The organism is Spirochaetales bacterium, assembly GCA_016930085.1.
Classification (GTDB): Bacteria; Spirochaetota; Spirochaetia; order SZUA-6; family JAFGRV01; genus JAFGHO01.
In genome coordinates this window covers 26,446-49,303 of the sequence record JAFGHO010000040.1, presented here as the reverse complement: position 1 = coordinate 49,303, position 22,858 = coordinate 26,446, and the positions used below count along the sequence as shown (strand labels likewise).

The window sequence follows — 22,858 nt, the reverse complement described above, 5'->3', positions numbered from 1 at the left end:
AAATGCAGCGGACAGGCGGTTCGCCGTCCGCTGCATTCATGAGGCGTTGATGTACGCTTTAGTCAACCGAGTTGACAATGGCATTGACGATATTGGGATACACGATGGCGCCGCTGTTCCTGTCGAAGAGGCCCAATCCGGTATCACCGGTAACGCCGTTGTCCCAATAAATCGGGACGATATCATTGGCAGCCGCAGCTTCGGTGACGTACCTGTTCCAGCGGACCCGTGAGGTTTCGAAGCCGGAAACGCCCTGCCGTGAGGCCACGCCGTACTCGCCGAGAATCACAGCAATACCCCGGTCGACGAAATGTATCCTCATCTTCTCCATCTGCCCGTCGCACCAGGCTTCGTTCGCCCAGGTTTCTTCCGAACTCGGCCACTCGTTTATGTTACTCGAGGTGTTCAATGTAAAGTTGTAGGGATCATAGTAATGCACTTCCATCATCAGCCGGCCGGTGACCGTATCGTTCGGAATTACCGCGAACTCGACGGTATGATCGATATTGGTATTAAAGCCCTGGACGATCAGGTAGCGATCCGCGTTGTTGCCGCCCGTGCCACGCACGGTGGTGACAAAGGTCTGGTTAAAACTGTTTTGTACATCCACGTATTCCTGTGTCGGCGTACTGTAATCGCCGTCATTCATGACCTCGTTGGTTCCGGCAAAAAGAAGGCGATTGTCGTAAGCGCGGAAATGATCGGCGATCTGTTCCCACATAACGGCAAGACGGTGGTTCAGGGAATCACGGTTGGAGTAGAAAGGATGATTCAACCAGCCGCCGTCCCAGTGCTCATTGATAATGACATACATACCCGCGTTCAAACCGTAATTGACGACTTCCTCGACGCGGTTCAGCCAGGCGGTATCGATAATGTAATTCGCCTGGTCGGTAAAAACACTCCATGCCACCGGAATACGCAGGGTGTCGAAACCGGCCGCCTTGACCGCGTTGACGAACGATTGAGTTACCTTTGGATTACCCCATGCCGTTTCGTTGCCGGGTCCCATGGACTCCATCGAATTCCCCAGGTTCCAGCCCGCACCCATTTGCCTCGAAAACTCGACGGCGTTCGATCCCGGCCGCGGTGTGGTATTCGGTGTCGGCGTCGGTGTCGCCGTCGTATTACAGCACTGTAATCCCGTAATCGAACCGACATACAACTGGGCAATCAGCAATGCATCGACGATATTGATCTGGCTGTCGCAATTAACGTCGCCGACCGCTTCATCGGCGCACGCGGCAAGACCGACGTAACATTGCGCGGTAAGGAGGGCATCGACGATATTGACGGCACCGTCGTCATTGACATCACCGCACAACGCCGCCTGTCCCGTCGCCGTCACATTTGAAAATGAGAGTAAGGCAAGGATAAACAGAAGATGTAACATTATTTTTTTTCTTTTCATTTTTTCCTCCTGATAATTTTTAAAATACCCGCGATCGGAGCATGATCGAAAGGTTTAAAGCCATCAAGCAGTATATAATCATTTTATGCACACATGAACCCCGGAAACTATCAATTAAAAAATATATTTTCTTACTTTTACGCATAATTGTCTCAATTTCGGTTGGAAATATATATAAATGGCCGGCTGAACCGCTATACCGGATATAAATTTGAGCTGAGAGCAGTATTTATAGCAGTCTATCAAAAATCATGTATTAACATCGTCATGTGGATATTGTTTCGATTTATTTTTACATCGACTTCAAGGGACATATAGGTAATTACGGGAAACGATAATACAAAATCAGCCGGGTTTATTTTCACATATTTCAGAGTAAATCAAAGCAGGATGCACTTTTTATACGTTATACAATGTATGAGAATGAACAATACAAGGAGTATGGCATGTTACAATCAGACGTGCATGAATTCCATTTTGTTATAACAGAAAAAATAAAAGAAAAACTACAAAATCTGAAATTATTCGGACCGTGGAGAACATTATCCGGTGTCATTGTAGGGATCATGGAGCTTGTCGATCCATTAATTATCAAAGAGCATATATGGGGAAGGCAACGAATGAGTCGTTATCTACCGGTATCACGCCATCCGGATGAAAGCCGGAAACACGTCCATGTGTATTTCCCCGAGGATGTGTATCGAAAGATAAAACTGCTGCATGCCGATTTGAATTTTTTTAGTATCGCCCAGCTTTTAAGGTTGTTGTTGGAGTTGTTTTTAGTGATGGTGGAGAAATATGGAAATAAGGTAATTGAAGAATTTGAGAAAAGTTTTAAGCTATGGAATATTGAGGAGAAGAGTTTAAAGTTAACCACTCGAAGGAAATTACGACAATTGTTGAAAATAATCCAACATCTACCGGGGTCAAATAGATTGATTTCCATGTATACGAATCATTTTTCACCATTTTGGATACTTCGGCTTTAATCGAATACACATACCAACCACACCCGCTTCACACAATTATTTTTCAACCGAAATAAAAACCGCCGGACCCGATAATCTTATACCTTCAACAATTCCGGTTTCAACAGGGAGGCCCCCATAAAAGGACCTCCGCTTATATACGTAAACGATAGTCGTGTTTCCTATAAAGACGGGATCGATCCCACGTAATATTGCGCAACACGCAACGCGTCGACGATATTGATATTCCCGTCCTGGTTTGTATCACCCGCATCGGGATTAAAGCCGGCGGGCTCGAGTCCCACATAATATTGGGCGATAAGAAGAGCATCCACGATGTTGATCGTACCGTCACCATTCACATCGCCTGTAAGCACGCCTCCCGTCGGCGTCGGGGTGGGAGTTCCCGGAGTTGTCGGTGATGGAGTTCCGTCTCCTCCTTCCGGTCCCCGGCCGTATACCAGCTCACCGTCATGATAGATGGGTACGTACTGTTCGTCAGTGTATTCTTTTGTAAGGCCCTGTCTGGAATAATCGTTCGTCGGGTCCCAATGGGCGATATTGTCCGATGCGATATCCGGAAACAAACCGAACTGAAGCTCCCTCGCTCCAATCACACCGCCGTTCCAGGAGAACTCGTAATAATATTCATTACCGCCCGATTCAAAAGGTCCATTTGCCGTCACAGACCCCCCGTAGCGGGATGCCTGTTCGTCATAATATATCTGCATGTTGATGTCGTCTATCGTCTGCCCTGCTTCTATCTGTTCACTGATATCGAAATAGTAACGGCAACTGATTCCTTCAACAGGTTTGGGCAAGTGAATCGGAATTGCGTGAAGCCGCAGCGTTACCTGGGTGCGTTCATCATTTTCCTGTTCGATCTTACCCTCCATCCAGAACTGCTTCGCCGTATCCGGTTCGGGGGGAGGAAAACCGGCTACCGGTTCATGACCTTCCGCTCTGCCGTAAATATCGTACAGGCCCGCCAGGGCCCCTACAAAACCGGCATTGTAATCGATGGCCACTTCATTATACGCATATTCGCTCACGAGATCGATATGTTTGTCGTCTTTATCCGGTCCGCTGGCAAGGGCGCCCCAGAGGGTGTGCCTGTGCTCCTCCGGATCGACCATGCTGTTGGTAAAGGAACCGTGGGCCGCCCTGTGGTGCGGGTGCCGGACATAGGTATCTCCATAACCCACGATGTAAGATAGATCCAGGGGATTGTCGCCCATGATGTAATCCATTTGCCCCCTGGCCCATGCGGTAAAATCCGTCCTGTCGTGATGTTTCCCATAGATAAGGGCGCACAGCTGCGCTGCCGTATTATACCGCGCGGATCCCCATGTGTTGATCACACCAAAACCGCCGGGTGAGTACCCCAGGTAACCGCCCCCCATGCTTTCGTCCTTATGCGGCACCTCACCGCCCGACCAGAACTCGAGGTTCCAGCGCGCCCAGCCGTCGAAATCGTCATTATCCGGGAAAAGGACGGATAATCTGACAAACATCCCGCTCCAGACCGCGTCCCAGCAGTGCACCCAGATATTGACCCAGGTATCCCCCGGATATCTGAGTATACGTTCCAGATAGCCGGTATAATTGCCGTTGGCATCCTGCGCAGAAATATCGTCGATGTAGGACATCTCTCCCGTGGCTTCGTACAGCCAGGTGGCTGCCCATGACAGTTCATCATAATCGTAATCGGAACCGTAATACCCCCCTGAATCGGCCGTACCCCGGTATTGGACGGCAAACTCATAGAGTGCGCGGGCGTTCTCCAGGCAGCTATCCGCATAAGCGGGGTCCGAATCACTCATGATGAGAGACATGGCCGCAAGGGAAGCGGCCGCCTGGGCGCATACGTCACTCCCCGGTTTTTCCGGGTATGCAAACCAGGCCGGCCGGGGATACGTGACCCCGGATTGTCCGATAACTTTCAGCCCCTCGGGGTCCTGTAGTTCAGGCGGGCCCCAGAAGGCATGATCGACGGAACCGTCGCCAGTCTGGTAACAATAGGCGACGACATTGCCGCTCGAGTCCTTGAAGGTACACCGTAGGAAAAAATCCGTAAAATATTTGAGTACTTCGACCATATGATCGTAGTTCCCCGTATCGATAAATGCCTGTTTGAACTCGATAAGTCCCCATGCGAGAGTCGAAGCGGAATACCCCTGGGGTAAACCGAATTGAACATGGTCCCCGGCGTCGTGATACCCGCCGATCAGGTTCATCGTACCGTCGCCGTCAGGATCGAGGATACTCCTGTTGGCCGATATAAATGAGGCTGAAAGATTCGTGTGCTCCGGATCGAGCGGGATCGCCGAGTCTTCCAGGTGGCACGGCCCCCTCCATTCGAGTCTGTTCGTCCCCGTGAAACCGCATTTTTCCGCATCGTAAAAATAGATCGATTTCTGGAGGGCTTCCGCATAATTGACATAGAATGACTGGGAGGTCAGGGGAAACAAGACACAGCAACAAAAACACAGCATCAATAGCATGCTTTTTTTATTCATTTCATCAACTCCTTTTTATTGATTTTGCTTTTAATCTTTATTATATATATACCTCAAATGTCCAGGCAAATCAAATAGCATGAAAACAAACTGCATCCCGATTCATTTCAGGCGGTATTGGTATAATGTTCGTGGTGATAAGTATCGAATTTGCATCAACATCCCCAATAAAAAATCCACAAAACCCTTGGCCGGGTATCGGATATTATCCGGCAGGGATTATCGAATGTATGCTTATTGTACATGAAATCAATGCTCCGGTCAAGGATAATAATGCAGATCCTTCCGGCGTTCCTTCGAATCGGTTTTGTCATTCTCGTTTCCATGAAAGGATTTTTCATGCATTATACATTTTCCCGTCATTTATAAATCATTCCGCCTTAACCTGCTTGACAGTACTTTTCATTTCAATTAACATAATTTTTTAAGTAACGTTAACGTAGGCGAATCAAAAAGCCTGTCGGGACAATATCGTCACATGAGAATATGTTATCCCCGATGATTTCCGACGTGGTACAACATGGTTTGAATCGAAGATTGAACCATAGAGGAGACAGTGAGAGTGAAGGTTGCTTTGTCAACTCAATCGATATCCGTGCCTGAAAAGCTGCAGAAACTGGGCACCTATTTCCACCGTTACGGCGTGCTTTATTTGCTGATGATTCTGCCGCTCACCTACTTTGTTATTTTTAAATATATCCCTATGACCTATATCCAGGTCGCCTTTAAAAAGTACACCATCATCAAAAGTCCCTGGGAAATGCCCTGGGCGGACAACGGCGGCTTCGAATACTTCATCAAGGCCTTCTCCAACCGTGACTTCCTCTACGCGCTGCGGAATACCATCATGCTCAATCTGCTCGACCTGGTAACGGGTTTTCCCGCTCCCATCATGCTGGCGTTGCTGCTCAATGAGTTGAGGATACGATGGTTCAAACGGGTTACCCAGACGATCGCCTACCTGCCGCACTTTCTGTCATGGATCATCATCTATGGCATGGCGGTCCAGCTTCTAGCTCCCACTTCCGGTCTCGTCAACATCGTGCTTAACCGTATGGGTATTAAATCCATTCCTTTTTTGAATGATTCAACGTACTGGGTGGGTACCTACGTGTTTTTGGGAATCTGGCGGGATGTCGGCTGGAACACCATTATCTACCTTGCGGCGATAACGGCCATCAATCCCGAGCTCTATGAGGCCGCTTCGATGGACGGTGCGGGCCGCATCAAAAAGATGTGGCATATAACATTGCCGGGGCTGCGTCCCACGATCGTCGTTCTGCTTATTTTGAGTCTCGGGCGCATTCTCGGCAGCGAGTTCGACCGGCCGTATGCACTTGGGAACGCTCTGGTAAAAGACGTCTCCAATGTTATCGCCACGTTCGTCTATACCTATGGTATCCGGGGACTCCAGTTCTCGCTGACGACGGCGGTCGGGATGTTCCAGTCCGTGGTATGCGTTATTTTCCTCTTCATTGCAAACGGGCTGGCCAAAAGAATCGGTGAGCAGGGCATTGTATAAAGGAGGGCATTCATCATGGTAGCATCGAAAAAATCGATAATCGGTGACTGGATTGTCGTTTTTATCTGCGTCCTTCTTATTCTGATCTGTCTGCTTCCGCTTTTAAACATTTTAGCCCGTTCGTTGAGTGCTTCGGAGGCGATAATCCGCAACGATGTGATGCTTTTACCAAAAGGGTTCAACTTTGAGGCCTACCGCCTGGTACTCAGCGATACCAAATACACCTGGTCCCTTGCCTGGACCGCGATATTGACGGTCATTTGTGTCGTCGTATCCCTTTTTATGACCACGATCTGTGCCTACCCGCTTACCTACAAAAAACTCAAAGGACGCCGGTTCTTCAGCGCTTTTATCATATTCACCATGTACTTCTCGGCGGGTACGATCCCGATGTATTTGCTGCTCGGTGATTTGAAAATGCTCAACAAGCCGGTAGTGCTTATCATTCCGTACTGCCTTAACGTCTTCTATATGATCATCATGCGCAGTTTCCTTTCACAAATCCCCGACAGCCTGCGCGAATCCGCGGAGATCGACGGCGCGGGGCCCATCCGGATACTCTTCAGTATCTATCTGCCGCTGTCCGCCCCGGTGATCGCCACCCTCTGTCTCTTCTACGCCGTCGGACGATGGAACGGCTTTTCGGACGCGCTGATGTTCATGAACGACAGATTTTACTATCCCATCCAGTTGCTGTTGTACAATATAATCAACTCCATCTCCGATATAGAAATCACGACACAGGAAGGTTTCTCGCCCCCGGGACTTTCGGAGTCGCTCAAGGCGGCAACGATCATCTTCGCCACCGTGCCGATCCTGGTAGTGTATCCCTGGCTGCAACGATACTTTATCACAGGCGCTACCCTGGGCGCAATCAAGGAATAACGGATCCATGGACACGTTGTGTCTATCAATATATTTAAGGAGGATTGATATGAAAAAAGCTTTGCCACTTCTTCTTTGTATTACCCTGATAGCGCTTGTCCTGCTATCGGGATGTGCACAGCAAGAAAAAAAGCCAGGCGCCATTACCGTCGAGATATACGATCGCGGTAACCCCGGCGGCTCCAAACCGGAAGACAACTTCTTTACCGAGTTCATCAAAAAAGGAATGCTCGACACCTACAATGTCCAGGTCACATTCAAACCCGTACCCCGTTGGACCGAGGTCGAGGTGCTCAACAACCTGCTTGCCGCCAATGAGGCACCCGATATCTGTGTCACCTACAGCTATCCGACGATCCTGACCTATGCCAATATGGGCGGCGTATTGGACATGGCTCCCTATCTGAAAAAATATAAAAACAAGCTGCCCAACTTATGGAAACTCCTGGGCGACCGGAACATTTACTGGGACAGGGATCCTAAAGCCGGTACGGTATGGTGCATCGAAGCACTACTGTTTAATAATATGCGTAACAGCGTTTTCGTCCGCGAGGATTGGCTTAAAAAACTGAACATCACAGAACCCACCACCCTCGAGGAATTCGAAGCTATGCTTGTCGCCTTCAGGGATAACGCAAAAACCCTCCTCGGTTCGAATGCGGACAAAATGATTCCTTTCTCCTTGAGTATCGATGTCGGCTGGCGGGCGGATCCGCTTTCGACATCCTTCGTTCCCGACAATATCTCGGATAAAGAGATGTGGATCAATGGTTTCGACGACAGACGGCTCTTGTGGCCCGGTATCAAGGAAGGATTCCGGGTGCTTAACAAATGGTATAACGAGGGGCTTATCTGGAAGGATTTTCCGCTTTATTCCTACAGTGACACGACCGAAGGCAATCTGCAGAAAGCGGGTTACGTGGGCGCCTATTTCGGCAACTGGGATTTGCCCTACCGCGACCAGGAAAATGGTATTCAGGCAAATCTGAAGAAGCTGGTCGGACCGGACGCCGCATATATCGCGATCGAGCCGTTCAAAAACGACGCGGGCAAGTACAGGAAGTATCTCAGCGCGCCTATCGACCGCAAGGTCTTCTTCCCCGCCACCAACAAAGATCCGGTCTCCTCGCTGATGTATCTCGAGTGGCTTGCCACGCTTGAAAACCGCAGATTCCTCCAGATCGGCGAAGAGGGAGTCAACCATGAGAAACAGGCTGACGGCTCGGTGAAAGCCATCGCCGCCACAGGTGACAAGATCATGAACTCCCCGAACAACATCGATTATACCATTATCATCAACGGTCTGGATCTGGGCGATCAGGATCTGAATATCAAATCACTCGCCCTGGCCTACCCGGGCGTCGACAAGAGCTATCTGGAAAAATCCTACACGATAATGAAACACGATTCGCGGATTACTCCCAATTTCAATGTCGGCGATATCAAAGCTGAAGAAGGGATGGGCCCGGCACTCAAAGAAAAACGCGACACCCTTCTGACCAAAGCGGTTATCTCAAAACCGGATCAATTCGACGCGGTATACGACGCCGGTATGAAAGATTACCTGAACTCGGGCGGTCAGGCCATCATCGACGAACGCAGAGCCAAATACGAAGAGATATTCGGAAAATAACCACATTTTTCTATGACATCAACAATGGGACCCGAGATAACTCGGGTTCCATTGTTTTTATGATATGAATGCCCGCGGCGTTGTACCGTTGATCCGGCTTCGTGAATAACATCCGGACTGAGAAGGAGATTTCCCCGGGGTCATATATTCCGTCTCAGAAGGAGGCGGCTTGCATATGTTAGTCAATCAGCAAAAACCGTTGATGAGGCCGACATAGTACTGGGCGATCAGCAAGGCATCGACGATGTCAATATTTCCGTTACAATTCGTATCCGCCATGGAGGTATCGAAATTTGCAGGGTCGAGGCCGACGTAATACTGTGCGACCAAAAGCGCATCGACGATATTGATGGTATTGTCGTTATTGACGTCCCCCGGATTTCCGGGAACCGGTGTCTGTGTTCCGCCGCCCGTGAATCTGTACCAGTTGACATTGAAAAGGCTCTCGCCGCCGCTCCCCGTGAATTTTAAAAACAGATCGTGCAGACCGGTAATTGTGTTTATCGATGCCGATACCGTCTGCCAGTTCTGCAATCCGCCGGTATTACCCACATTGACATTTACCGCCGCCTGGCCGGAGACATTATCAAGGATCACCTGAATGGTTCCTCCACCGCTGTTTGACGCAACACGTGCCTCGAACCCGTTCGCGCCCGCCCCGAAATCCACATTCGATATTTTCACCCAGTCGCCATTGCCGAGACTGGTAAGGTTTGTCGTCCCTTCAGAGCAATGCTCCGTCTCTATGCCGGATTCATTGTCGATGGTTTCGGCCTCAATCAGTGTAAAGGCATCCACATTACCCAATGCGGGGACACCCGCCTCCGATGCATTCACGCTCTGGATAGTACCATCGCTGTTGTAATAGAGCCGGTCAAGACAGATCGAACGCTGATATGAAGAAGCCCCCCGCTCATTCGCCACCGCCCTGTTATGGTAAAAAATATACCACTGTCCATTGTATTCGATAATGGAGTGATGATTGTTATTGCTGTTATTGCTCCATGGATTTCCAAGGACGGTCCCCCTGTGCTGGAAACCGGTCATGGGATTCGAACTGGTCATATAATCTATTTTGAGTCCGCTCGAGGAATCGGTCGAGTACGAAAAATAATAAATCCCGTTCCTTTTATGCATAAAGGCGGCCTCAAAGAAATTCGGGGCATCGATGGTGACCGCATCGCCGCTCACACTGGTCATATCGCTGTTGACGCGCATGACGCGCGCATTTCCGGGGCCGCCGCCCCCGAAATAGATATATGCCTGGCCGTCGGTATCGACAAAAATACAGGGATCGAAAAGCCATTCGACATTACAATTGGGCATACTCTTTGTAATCATGGCCCTTCCCAAAACATCGCTAAACGGGCCCGACGGCGAGGTGCTTCCGGCAACCCCGATGGCGCTGGCGCCGTCCGGGTAATACAGGTAGTAATACCCGTTGCGGTATATCATGGAGGGGGCGTACGCCAGATTCGCCCAGGAAGAATCCGTACGGGCGTCGAACACAATACCGTGATCCTGCCAGTTAATGAGATCGGAGGAAGAAAACACGTAATAATTCCAGAGCTGGCTGTAATCCGACTGCGTATCCTGGTCATGGGTGCAAACGACATACATTCGTCCGTCCACAATATAAGCGGAGGGATCTGCCGTATAGACATGGGAGACCAGGGGATTGTCCGCATAAACGGATAAAACGGCGGCGAAGAGAAAAACGGATACGAGTACCATACATGGCTCTATCCTCCGGGAGAGATGCTTCGAAAACATTTCTTTTTTCATAATGACATTTCCTTTTCTTTAAATAAGATAGCCAAAACAATAATCCCCGTCATTTTTCCAAACCGGGACAGGGTAATTCTATCATAAGCAACGTTAACGCACAAGTAATTTCTTTCTAAGGATATCGTGCACGCAAGGCGTCCAACTCGGATTGTGTAATTTGTACGACACTGCAATGTTTTGCATTGGAAGGAAACGTTACCTGAATTCTCGTAAAGTTTTGAAAATCGGTCGTTTCATGGACTTCCATGGCATAATCGAAAGGATCGACTATCACGTGCCATTTAGTCTGCCCGATCAATTGAAATGCTTCAGGGCCTTCGGTCGGCAGCTGGCCGTCGGTAAAGACTTCCTGTCCTGACGGAAATCCCTGACTCAGACGGCTTGTCCGGCTCAGCCTGTTGTAATCGTCAAGCAACCCCACTTTATGAAACCCTATATACTCACCATTAAAATATAATATGGTCAGATCGATGTCATAATCACCGATATCATACCACATGGATGGAGTGCTCACATTGATAAAATCGGCCGTCGTCGAACGCCAAATGACATTATAACTCCTGGCACTCGTATTGGACGCCCAGAATATATAATACAGGTTTTCTTCCCGGCACCAGACAAATTCGGGGGCCCAGCATTTATCCGTATCCGTATGCGTCATGATGTCGACGGTACCGCCGTTCCAATTGATCAAATCACCCGATCTCCAAACGGCTATTGTCCTGCCCGACATGGCCGTGGTATGAACAAAAGCGAATGTGCCGTTTTGCAGACGGTGGATATAGGGGTCCCTTACGAATTGCTGCATCACCGGATTGTCTCCGTTTAGCGCGGTAAACGACCGTGCATCCGGATCGGTGCTGACGGCATAATGAAGCTTTTCATTCTCATTACGGAAATAGGCCAGAAGATAGGCGACATACGGACCGGAACCGGGTATCGCTGTCGGTGAGGGAGTTTCATCCGGGCAGGACAATGCCGATATGAGACCGACGTAGAACCGGGCCACAAGAAGGGCATCGGTGATATTGATACCGCTGTCTGCGTTCACATCTGCCGCTGTGGCATCGAAATTTTCCGGATTCAAACCGACATAGTACCGGGCGATGAGAAGTGCGTCGACGATGTCGATGTTTCCGTTCGCATTGACATCCCCGCAGGTCGCCGCACATAGAAGATACAAACACCATATAAACGGCACCAGGATTATCGTCCTGATCACCTTGCTTTTTTCCATTGTTTTTCTCCTTTTTTCTTTTTAAAACACACGACCATATGATACCTCTTTCACAACGTCGACCTCAACAAAAGCCTGTAATCAGGCCTACATAATATCGGGCAACCAGGAGGGCGTCCACGATATTGATGCTCCCGTCGCAATTGGTGTCCGCGTTTCCGGGAATGAATCCGGCCGGTTCGAGCCCCACATAGTACCGGGCGACCAGAAGGGCGTCCACGATGTTGATCGTCCCGTCACCGTTTGCATCCCCTAAAGCACCATTCCCCCCACCGGGCGGGGTGTTTCCGAGAGTCGAAACTTCCGAAGCACTCAATGCCCTGTTGTACACGACGAAACCGTCGATCTCGGCATTCAGGTAGGGATCGTTCGACCATTGAGATCTTCCTATATAGTTGTTCGTGGTATTCCCCAGATCGGCAGGACTTAATGTCATACCGGTATTCCTCCCCACTTCCTTTGTGTTGATGTAAAGGATACCGGTGTTCCCGCTCCTGGTGACCGCCAGATGCTGCCAGGAACCCGCAGACAGGGCGCCTGTTCCGTTTATGCCCTGTTCCCCGTCATTGCCCGAGGTGGTGATACAGAAATAAGGATACCCCGTATTGCCGGATGCCGGGGTGAGCATCATGAAGACATTCGTATCGCCCCCAAAGTCGAAGATTCTCGACCAGGTATCGAGCGAGTTCAGTTTTACCCAGCAGGCAATCGAAAAATTATAAAGGTCGCTGGCAAGCCCGTCCGGGAGGTCAACATAGCTTGAGTTCGAACCGTCGAGCGTATACGGTCCGCCGCTCCAGATCGGATTCTGATTCGGTGGCGTTGTAGGAAGCGGGGTTTCATCCGGGGGTGATGTCGGAGTGGGTGTTGAATCCCCGGAAGAACCGGAAATTATCCCGACAACTTCCGCATTATAGTTTTGTGCCGAACTGTACGTTCCCCTCCACCACAAAAGGGCGGTGTGCTGGCCGTCCCATTTTGGCACAATAGGGCGGAAATTATCACGAGAAGAGTTCTCCGTCACCGGTGTCCATGTCCAGCTTGCTCCCTGGTTGGAGGTCTCCCCTTTGAAAATCTCACGAATCCCAAGGTTTGTACTGTCGTTCCGTGGGTCGACAGGCGTTGAAACATAAATGACATCCGGATTGCCCGGGTCGATTGCCGCCAATCCCACGTAATCTTCCTCGCTCGAGTACATTTTCGGTCCTGCTTTGCAGAGGTAATGATTCGACCAGCTCGATCCGTTAAAGCGGGCATATATGTAACGGTGGTCCTGTTCGGAATTATTGGCGCGGCCTGAAAATATAACAGCGATGCTATTGCTGCCGTACGTCTGGATATCCGACATCCAGCAGTGAGATACGGGAACACCGCCCATATTCGTATCGGCGGCGAACACCCGTGTAAAACCGGCGGGTATCGGTGCGTTTTTATCCGTAATATCGCTGTCCATGACGTTTCCGGTGGAATTGTAACTTTTGCCGCCCCTGATATAACCGTGATAAATACTTGTATTATAATCCCTCGGGTGATGCTCCGTTCCGATAAAATCAATACGGTCAACTCCATTGCCGCAGTACTTGAAATAACCGTTGACATACCCGACGCTCTGATCCGGTTCCGTCAGGAGTCCTCCGTATGACCAGTTTTGTCCCTGGTCCGTGGAAACCAGCATATTCGGACTCCGTGCAAAGTTTCTGACAAAGTTGTAGATTTTGCCTTCCGATGAGAGGTACCATAGATTATTATACGTGACATCATAATCGGTGCCCCCGGAGATGTTGTTCCAGTTGAAGCTCCGTTCGGCACCCCAGCTGCCGTTACTGTAAATCCGCCAATAGGTAAAGCGATCGTTGTTGTGGCCCGCATACGCTGCAAGATAGTTGCCGTTCGGGAGGACCAGAATTGCGGGGGCATTGTGGTCATCACAGCTGAAACGGGTGCTGAGGGTAGACCGCTGGGATTGTCCGGACTCAAGATCATAAATAACTACCTGAATCTCTCCGCTGCTTCTGACGGAACCGACAACCAGCTTGCCTCCCCCGGTATCGATGACGGCCCGTTCGTCCTGGTACCAGCACCAGGCGCCATTGTCATTAAACTGAATAATCTGGCTGAAAGCGGAAACAGATAAAAAAACAATAAATAAAAGACCGATTATTTTTTTCATATCTTTTTTCCTTTCCTTTTTTTATATAATATGAACTATTAATCCGACTTTTTACGATTATCCTGTTAATGTAATTCATCCCGGGAGTATCATATTCAGTCACATAACTGCATAACTCCTGTCGCCGCCCAGATCACCGCGGCCTGACCATGATAGTCGCCTGTGCTTCTCGGGCGGTCAAAGTAGAATTGAAGGCTGGAACCTTCACCGGTTCCTATACAGATATTGCTTACTTCGCCGTTTGCATTAACATAACCGGCAAGGGCCCTGAAACCCCGCTCCACAACGGGCAGGTATTCACTCTCCGAGAGCCAGCCCATGCGGATACCCGTGGATATGGCAAAAAGGAACATGCCCGTACAGGAGGTTTCGAGATAACTGGAGGACTCGGTAATAACTTGATGCCACATACCGCCGGAATCCTGGTAACCGGCCAGTGCCGACATCATCCTGGTATATGCATTCATGATGGGAGTGTAGCCGGAATGACTTTGCGGCATGACCATTAATATTTCTGTCATTGCAGAAGCTGCCCAGCCATTACCCCTGCCCCAGAAATACGGCGCATTTCGCGTATGGTGGAAAAGCCCGTTGGATTGCTGCAGTGTGTTGAAATAGGCTTCAAACTGAAGCCTGCAACGGTCGAGGTATTTCGTATCCCCGGTTGCTTTATAAGCCTGTGTTTGCAGGGAGCAGATCATCCATAAATCATCTACCCAGTATCTCGTATATTTGCATAATCCGTTACTGTTCGGTGGATTAAACTCCTCATCTGCAAGATACACGCCGTCGTCGCGGTAACGTGAAGTATTCGTCTGCCGGTACAACTCCAGGGCCCATATCCCGAAAATATTATCATCCACGCTTCCGGTGGGCCGGGAACCGGGATACAGGTTCACACTCCCGTTTATCAGGGTCGAATCCTGTGTCAATCCGGCATAGACCAATGTCCCGTACCAGACACAGGCTACTGCATAATAGGTGTCGGTCGGACCCCGGTTGAGCGTGTTGTACGCAATACGGTTTGCGACGTTCCCGGCCGAATCGCATACCGCGGGATCGATATTCCCGGCCCCGGTCGGTACGGGAGTCGTTACTGCCGTCGGCTCCGGTGTTATATCCGCAGGCGGGGTACTTCCAAGAGCTGAAACTTCCGAAGCGCTCAAGGCCCTGTCATAGACAACGAAGTCATCGATACCGGCGTTCAGGTAGGGATCATCGGACCACTGGGATCGTCCAATATAGTTGTTCGTGGTATTCCCCAGGTCTGAAGGATTTAACGTTATGCCGGTATTTCTCCCCGCTTCCTGTGTGTTGATGTAAAGGATCCCGGTGTTCCCGCTCATAACCACTGCGAGGTGCTGCCAGGAACCCGTCGACATTCTGCCGGTTCCATTGATACCCTGTTCTCCGCTATTACCCGAAGTGGTAATACAGAAATACGGGTACCCCGTATCTCCCGAAGCCGGTGTGAGCATCATGAAGACATTCGTGTCCACCCCGAAGTCGAATATCCGCGACCAGGTATCGAGCGAGTTCAGTCTTACCCAGCAGGCAACCGAAAAATCGTCCAGATCGCCGGTTATCCCGTCCGGGAGGTCCACATAGTCGCTTGTGCCGTTGAGTGTATATGGTCCGCCACTCCAGACAGGATCCGTCTGGGGAGGCGTTTCATCCGGGCAGGACAATGCCGATATGAGACCGACGTAAAACCGGGCCACGAGAAGGGCATCGACGATATTAATCGTACTGTCCCCGTTCGCATTTGCCGCGGTGTCATCGAAATTCGCCGGATTCAAACCGACATAGTACTGGGCGATGAGAAGGGCATCGACGATGTCGACGTTTCCGTTTGCATTGACATCCCCGCACGATGCCGCACAGAGTTCATACGAACAGCATGCAAGCAGTACCAGCATTATTGTTGTAATTACCTTGCTTTTTCCCATTGGTTTTCTCCTTTTTTTTAATACATATATAAACCTCTCATCCATTTTCCCGTTCGGAATGTACATACTGACAACCATATGCAATCAAACCCGTAAAAACACCGCCGTGACACTATGTATTATACCATACCTGTTTTACCTTTGTATGAGAAATTTTTCTTCGAAACCACGCCTTGTAAAAATCCGATAGACGGCCTTGATTCCGTATAGATGTTTTGAAACGCGTATTCCTCAGCCGCCATCGCTCCGGCAACAACAGACTCAGCATCATAGGCTTGCAACATCGTTGTCCGCGCACGGCGGAGAGGCCGTGCGCGGACGAGATGTCGATATTTTGACCGGCTATGTCAACACGATGGTGTTACTGGAGCGTGAGCAGGCCCGGCCGGTACGGCAGCAGGCCGTAGTCACCACCCGAACCGGGATCGCGTCCCTGGTAGAGGAACTGCAGATTGCACGGGTCGATGGTAAAGGTCTGGTCGGGATTTTCTCGAACCAGATCCCCGTGGCTGATGTCGTTGGTCCAGGCGCTGCCGCTGAACGTCACGTTGTTCCTGCCGGCAAAGGGGTTGCTTTCGGATGCGGCCAATGCCGTCCACGAACCGCCGAGACTTGTCGCAGTGTACGCGCGATAGTATCTCCCGCCGCTCCCGATCGACTCGATGAGCATGAGGTACTGGTTCGCCCCCTTGACTGTGTAGACCTGCACGCCCTCGAACAGGTCGTTTGTGCTGCCGCTCATTATGGTCGTGTAGGAACTGCCGAAGCTTCCCGGGAAGTTTCCGATCGGCATACTGGACCGGTAGATGTTTCCATTGTCCCCGGCGAAGAACAGGTAGCAGTTCGAGCTGTCGCATATCACCGTCTGGTCGATCGGCCCCGTGCTCGAACCGGAAATGCTTCCGGTGAAAAGCGCGTTCGCGCCCGACCATCCGTTCGCGTTGGCAGGGTTAGACGATGTTTTGTAGCAGAAGGCGGACGAGCACCACTGGTAGGCGAGTACCCAGATGTCCTTGGGGGCGAAGTAGAAGAGCGTTGGGGCTACTGTACCACTCGACATCCCGTTCTGGGAGGCAGAGCCCATCTGGGACCAGTCACTGAAGAGGCCGAAGTTCATGGAACCCCATGTCGATCCCGTGTCGTGATATGTCGCGTAGACGAGGTGCTGCCCATTATAGACAACGTTGGTGAAGTCCTTGAGCGAGACCCATCCCGATTTCGGCTGCGCGAGCGGGCCCGTCGATGTCCACCTGAACGTCGAAGGAAGAGTGCACGTTGAGCCGGGCGTTGTCGGCGTCGGTTCGACCGTCGATGCCGGTTCAACCGTCGGAGTCGGTGTCGGTCCCGGAGTCGGGGCTTCACCGGGCCGAACACTGATACCGTTGACCTTCGGATTTTCGGTTACCGGGCTGAACTGAATGACGATCTGCCCGCTTGAAGTGGCCGTGGCCGTGAATGCCCGGTCGATGGCCATATCCTGGCCTCCCGCGGCTGCGTAGATGTCGAAGTTGGAGAGTACCGTGGTGCCGTTGACGGACACGTTGAACACCCGGCCCCCTGAGGACGTCAGGTAGGTCTCGGCAAAGTACAGCGTTACGGCATACGTTCCACCCGCCGCGAAGCCCGGAATCGTGTAGCTCATCTCCCCGTACCGCTCGTTGTTGAAGAGTGCGGCCGGGGGCGAACTATTGACGATCTGCGAGACATCGACGGAGTTGCTGTTGTTGTAGGTACTCCCCCCGGAGTAGTACTCATCGGCCTGGAAACTTCCCACGGCCGATGAACTCCCGCAAGCGATTGAGATTGACCCGCCCGTGGTCGGCTTCGGCGTCGCCTCGCACGGGAAGCTCGAAATGAGTCCCACGTACAGCTGGGCTATGAGAAGCGCGTCGACAATGTCGACTGAACCGCTGCAATTCGTATCCGCACAATCGGCATTGTAAGCAGACGGATTCAAGCCCACATACGCCTGCGCTACGAGAAGAGCATCAACGATGTCGATAGCCCCGCTCCCGTTCACGTCTCCCATGAGGGAACATGAAGAGGTCTGCGACATTAAAAATGCGGGCAGCAATACAAGCCCCGCAAGGATGAAATATAATTTTTTCATTTTTTTCCCCTTTCCTTATTACATTTTTTAAAGGTATTTCCCTGGAATACCGGAATGCGACGGCATTCTCTTTATTTGCACTCCCGCTTCCCGGCCGATTCCATGCATACAGCCTGATAATTTCTTCCCGGATTTCCTCAGCATGGGAAGCTCGAAATGAGACCGACGTACAGCTGCGCGACGAGAAGCGCGTCCACGATGTCGACAGCGCCCGAGCAATTCACGTCTGCAACGATTGGATTGAAGTTCGAAGGATTCAAACCCACATAGTACTGGGCGATCAGAAGCGCGTCCACGATGTTGATCTCACCGTCCCCGTTCGTGTCCCCGAGATTGCCGTTTCCGCCCGGCGGGGTGCCCGAAAGATCCGCGATTTCCGAAGCGTTTAACGCCCTGTTGTACACAACGAATCCGTCGACATCCGCATTCAGGTAAGGATCGTTTGGCCACTGGGATCTTCCTATATAGTTGTTCGTCGTATTCCCCAGATCGGAAGGATGCAGGGTAATCCCGGTATTCCTGCCGGCTTCGCTGCCATTAATATAAAGGACTCCGGTATTCCCGCTCCTCGTGACCGCCATGTGCTGCCATGCCCCCCCGGGCAGGACGCTTGTTCCATTGATGCCCTGCTCCCCGTCATTTCCCGAGGTGGTAATGCAGAAATACGGGTAGCCCGTGTTGCCGGATGCCGGGGTGAGCATCATGAAGATGTTCGTGTCGCCCCCGAAATCAAAGATCCGCGACCAGGTATCGAGGGAGTTCAGTTTCACCCAACAGGCGACGGAGAAATCATGAAGACCGCCGGTGAGCCCGTCAGGCAGATCCACGTAGCCGCTTTCGCCGTCGAGTGAATAGGGGCCGCCGCTGAAGATGGGTTCCTGGTTCGGTGTCCCCGTTGGCGCCGGGGGTTCGGGGGTCGGAGCAACTGTTGCTACGGAACCGTCCGTAAATCCCGCCGCGTCCGCCATTTGAGTGAAATTCCACAGACTTTGCTTCCACACGTTCCAATCGTGACCTGCTCCCTGGATAATGAAATAAGTGTTGGGAATATTATTGCTGTTGCAATAACTGGAGACTCTGTCATTGTAGCTTTTAAGGTCGTCGTTGGTTCCTATTGAAAGAAACAAAAGCTTCAACTGCTGCCGTGTATTCGCGGGATTTGGAAACAACCTGTCGTTGGAATAGGTGTTGGGCGCGGAGGAAAAAGCCCCGATATAGGGGAATTTGTCCACATTTGGTAAACCGATATTCAACGATTGTCCGCCGCCCATCGAAAGACCGGCCAATGCCCTGTGCTGACGGTCGGTATGTACCGAATAGTTTGATTCGATGTATGGAATAAGGCTGTTAAGTAAATCATTCGTGAAATTTTCCCAACCGTCCGAGACTCCCGTTCCCGTTGCATTACCGTTCGGCAATACCAGTACAAATGGTTCGATTTTACCATCCGCGATAAGATTATCGAGAATGACATGGGGCGCCCCGTTGTTGTACCACTCGTCTTCATTCCCCCCGATACCGTGCAGCAAATACATGACGCTGTATTGCCTGTCCGTTGAATACCCCGGAGGCAGGTAAATCCTCGCCCTCCGCTGGCTGTTTGTCGCCGAAGATTGGTAATTGACATAGCTTACCTGCCCCTTTTGGGTCGAACTTCTGGCCTGGTCATATCCCGTCGGCGGTGTAACCGGAAGCGTTTGTGCAATGAGACAGACGGGTATCCCAAAAAACCCCGCCAGTAAAAAACATATCAGTCTCATTTTCCCGTTCAATTTTTTTTCTTTTCTCATTTTTATCCTCCTTCTTTTTATTAAAATGAGATGCGTTTACGTTAACGCATTATTGAACAATAAACAATACACATGCCGTTTTCAAGTTGACTATCCCCGTCAAAGTACAACGGCGGGATCATTATATCATGAGTAACGTTAACGCACAAGTATTTTCTTCACATATTTGCCGGACCATCTTCACATCGTCAGCAAAAGGCTTCAATCAGGCCCACATAATACTTAGCCGCTAAAAGCGCATCGACAATATTGATACTCCCGTCACAATTGGTGTCCGCCACCTCGGGGTCGTAACCGGCGATGTTTGAGGTTTCCGATGGTTCGAACCGGCAGGATTCGTAATCGCTCGGATCCCAATCTGGTTCGTTCTGAATACTGATATAGTCGGCCATCATACCTTGAGCTGCGTATTGTTCCACACTGTCCGCCCACCATACGCCAAAATCGGAATATACGTACCCGCCGCCGCTTTTTGCGAGTGTCGCCTCGCCGCCGCCGAATATGTCATTGTTGCTTCTAAGGGAGGCAGGAGGCGACCAGGAGGAAATCATGATTTTCAGCGGCCTTCCCGTCCGGTCCCGTCCGTTTGTTATCGCGTGCTCGCAATTTGCTATGTAATCATAATCGAACTCGTCGCCGTCGGCGTAATTGTTTCTCAGGCGGATGATATCGAGCCCCAGGTCCGCGAAGAGTACGTCGCAAATCTCCGGATTGTTGTCGCCCAACGATACGAGTGTCCCGCCCGACCAGACATGGGAAGCACCAAACCCCTCCAACTCCTGGTAGACTTCACCGGTATCGACGCCGCCGGTTTCGGCCGCCGCGACGGCTGCGATAAACGTCATGACTGCAAGTAACATAAAAACAGACTTCTTCGAAATGAAAAAACGTTTTTCAAACTTCATTTTTTTACTCCCTTTTCTTTTTCAGGTACGTTGTTTTTTTTTAACAATATCATGTATTCAGTCTCCTGTCAATTTTTACCGCATCCCCTTTCGCGTTACGGCTATGTGTATCATATGAAAACAAGAGACAGTTGCATCAATACCTGATACTCATCGAGAAGCGAATCTCCCGCCGTTTTTTCTGGAAATGCCTTGCCCCGAAGGATCTATGGTCCCCATTCAAAAAACACATACTTTACATAAAATGGACATATTCTGCATGTATAGTTTATTTTGATATAATTGAGGCTGTTACAACCTCGATTGTGTTTTGTTACGAAAAAAAACGAATAAGGCGGAGGCAGTATGAAAAAACAAGTGCTCATTATGATAATGGCTGTCATTTATTCCGTTTTCCCGTACGTTCTGACGGCACAAAACAATGGATTCACCCATGAACTGACACCCGATGATGTTATCAATCCCGGGATAATAAAATCCATGCCGGCGGTGTCGGGACCGCCCGTACCGCCGGTTCGCAGTATTGCCGAATTCGAACCCATGGAAGGAGTGCTTATCGCATATCCCGGAGATTTCGGGATTCCGTATTCTTTGATCGCGGAATTATCAAAGGATGTTATGGTGATGACTATTGTCGGAAATGCATCCGACGAATCTATCGTACGATCGAACTATAGTTCGAATAATGTGGTGCTGTCCAACTGCAGCTTTGTACAGGCACCGGTGGATACCTACTGGACCAGGGATTACGGGCCTTTTTATATAGAGGATAATCTGAACAGGATATCGATTGTGGATATATTCTATTCATACCTCCGTCCGAACGACAATGCAATTCCTGCGAAAATGAGCGAGGTGCTGGGTGTCGATTGTTATTACATGGATATGGCAATCCAGGGAGGGAATTATATGTCCGACGGCATGGGAGTCGCCGCCTCCACACGTCTTTTGCTCGACGATAACCCCGATCTGGACGAAACATCGATCAAGCGGCTTGCCGCCGATTATTTGAACATTTCCACCTATCATATCGTGGAAGATCCCAATTCGACCTATATCGATCATATCGACTGCTGGGGGAAATTTTTATCGGTTGATACCATCCTTATCCGAAAAGTACCCCCGTCAGATCCCCAATATCAAAAAATCGAAAATACGGCAACATATTTTCTGCATGCGACATCTTCATACGGGACGCCGTATACAATCGTAAGAATCGACACGCCAAATGACGAGCCCTATACCAATTCCCTTATCATCAACAACAAGGTATTTGTCCCCTGTACCGGTTCGCCTAACGATGATGCGGCCGTCCGGACATACGCCGGAGCAATGCCCGGCTACCGGGTATTCGGCATTACGGCGAATCGCAATTCGTGGTTGTCCGGCGATGCCCTGCACTGCCGCACCAAGGGGATTCCCGACAGAAACATGATTGACATACGCCATATGCCGCTTTTGGGAACACAGGACGAGGCATCGGCGTATCCGATAGAAGCGGATATTGTCTCATGTGCCGGCGAAGTCATTTATGCGGATGATGTAAAGATATTTTATAAAAAAGATGACGGTTCATTTACTTCGACGACAATGCAGTATGCCGGCGGCAATACCTACAGGGGAACAATACCGCGAACAACCGAAAGGGAAGTCTCTTACTATATAAGCGCTGCCGATGCATCGGGAAGGACGTACCGGCTGCCGTACATCGGGGAAGGCGACCCGTTCCGGTTTATTGTCGAAGGACCGGCGCCGACCCCGGATATAGGTACGATACGGGGGGACGTTGATTCGAACGGGGCGGTCAATATCGTCGACGCCTTGTTGACGGCTCAATACTATGTCGGTCTCGATCCGGCCGGGTTCGACAAATCAAAAGCCGACACCGATTGTGATAATGGCGTGGATATTGTCGATGCGTTATTGATAGCACAATTGTATGTCGGTCTGATTACAGGCTTTTGCCGATGA

The 22,858-nt window shown here is 50.4% G+C and carries 14 protein-coding genes; 5 read left to right on the top strand and 9 right to left on the bottom strand.

Annotated features, from left to right (window positions below):
• Nucleotides 1-58: 58 nt before the first annotated feature.
• Entirely contained in the window at nt 59-1,411 is a 1,353-nt protein-coding gene (locus JW881_07015) for a cellulase family glycosylhydrolase (GenBank protein MBN1697246.1), read from the bottom strand.
• A 446-nt stretch (nt 1,412-1,857) separates the two neighbouring features.
• Here JW881_07015 and JW881_07010 point away from each other — a divergent pair, with 446 nt between their 5' ends.
• Entirely contained in the window at nt 1,858-2,400 is a 543-nt protein-coding gene (locus JW881_07010) for a hypothetical protein (GenBank protein MBN1697245.1), read from the top strand.
• 161 nt (nt 2,401-2,561) lie between these two features.
• Here JW881_07010 and JW881_07005 read toward each other — a convergent pair whose 3' ends face one another.
• Nucleotides 2,562-4,898 (bottom strand): glycoside hydrolase family 9 protein, encoded by a 2,337-nt coding sequence (locus JW881_07005; protein MBN1697244.1) that lies wholly within the window; start codon nt 4,896-4,898, stop codon nt 2,562-2,564.
• A gap of 658 nt (nt 4,899-5,556) precedes the next feature.
• Between JW881_07005 and JW881_07000 the strand changes: the two genes are divergently transcribed.
• Genes JW881_07000 through JW881_06990 form a run of 3 tightly spaced genes read left to right on the top strand, consistent with a single transcriptional unit; the run spans nt 5,557 to nt 8,938 of the window.
• Entirely contained in the window at nt 5,557-6,420 is an 864-nt protein-coding gene (locus tag JW881_07000) for a sugar ABC transporter permease (GenBank protein ID MBN1697243.1), read from the top strand.
• Between the two features lie 15 nt (nt 6,421-6,435).
• The gene (locus JW881_06995; GenBank protein ID MBN1697242.1) at nt 6,436-7,305 is read left to right on the top strand and encodes a carbohydrate ABC transporter permease; all 870 of its coding nucleotides are present in this window, start codon (nt 6,436-6,438) and stop codon (nt 7,303-7,305) included.
• A 49-nt stretch (nt 7,306-7,354) separates the two neighbouring features.
• Entirely contained in the window at nt 7,355-8,938 is a 1,584-nt protein-coding gene (locus JW881_06990; GenBank protein MBN1697241.1) for an extracellular solute-binding protein, read from the top strand.
• Between the two features lie 186 nt (nt 8,939-9,124).
• On the opposite strand, the gene JW881_06985 is transcribed toward JW881_06990, so the two are convergent.
• The 7 genes from JW881_06985 to JW881_06955 all read right to left on the bottom strand — a co-directional run bounded on the left by JW881_06985 (nt 9,125) and on the right by JW881_06955 (nt 20,887).
• The gene (locus tag JW881_06985) at nt 9,125-10,723 is read right to left on the bottom strand and encodes a family 43 glycosylhydrolase (GenBank protein MBN1697240.1); all 1,599 of its coding nucleotides are present in this window, start codon (nt 10,721-10,723) and stop codon (nt 9,125-9,127) included.
• 115 nt (nt 10,724-10,838) lie between these two features.
• The gene (locus JW881_06980) at nt 10,839-11,963 is read right to left on the bottom strand and encodes a family 43 glycosylhydrolase (GenBank protein MBN1697239.1); all 1,125 of its coding nucleotides are present in this window, start codon (nt 11,961-11,963) and stop codon (nt 10,839-10,841) included.
• Nucleotides 11,964-12,027: 64 nt separating this feature from the next.
• A complete protein-coding gene (locus JW881_06975; protein ID MBN1697238.1) occupies nt 12,028-14,133 on the bottom strand; it encodes a BNR-4 repeat-containing protein in 2,106 nt (701 codons plus the stop codon).
• Between the two features lie 95 nt (nt 14,134-14,228).
• Nucleotides 14,229-16,082, bottom strand: a complete 1,854-nt coding sequence (locus tag JW881_06970) for a glycoside hydrolase family 88 protein (GenBank protein MBN1697237.1) — start codon at nt 16,080-16,082, stop codon at nt 14,229-14,231.
• Between the two features lie 361 nt (nt 16,083-16,443).
• On the bottom strand, nt 16,444-18,192 hold the full coding sequence (locus JW881_06965) for a hypothetical protein (protein MBN1697236.1): 1,749 nt from the start codon (nt 18,190-18,192) through the stop codon (nt 16,444-16,446).
• Between the two features lie 137 nt (nt 18,193-18,329).
• Nucleotides 18,330-19,982, bottom strand: a complete 1,653-nt coding sequence (locus JW881_06960) for a hypothetical protein (GenBank protein MBN1697235.1) — start codon at nt 19,980-19,982, stop codon at nt 18,330-18,332.
• A 188-nt stretch (nt 19,983-20,170) separates the two neighbouring features.
• Nucleotides 20,171-20,887, bottom strand: a complete 717-nt coding sequence (locus JW881_06955; GenBank protein ID MBN1697234.1) for a hypothetical protein — start codon at nt 20,885-20,887, stop codon at nt 20,171-20,173.
• A 345-nt stretch (nt 20,888-21,232) separates the two neighbouring features.
• Here JW881_06955 and JW881_06950 point away from each other — a divergent pair, with 345 nt between their 5' ends.
• The gene (locus JW881_06950; GenBank protein MBN1697233.1) at nt 21,233-22,858 is read left to right on the top strand and encodes an agmatine deiminase family protein; all 1,626 of its coding nucleotides are present in this window, start codon (nt 21,233-21,235) and stop codon (nt 22,856-22,858) included.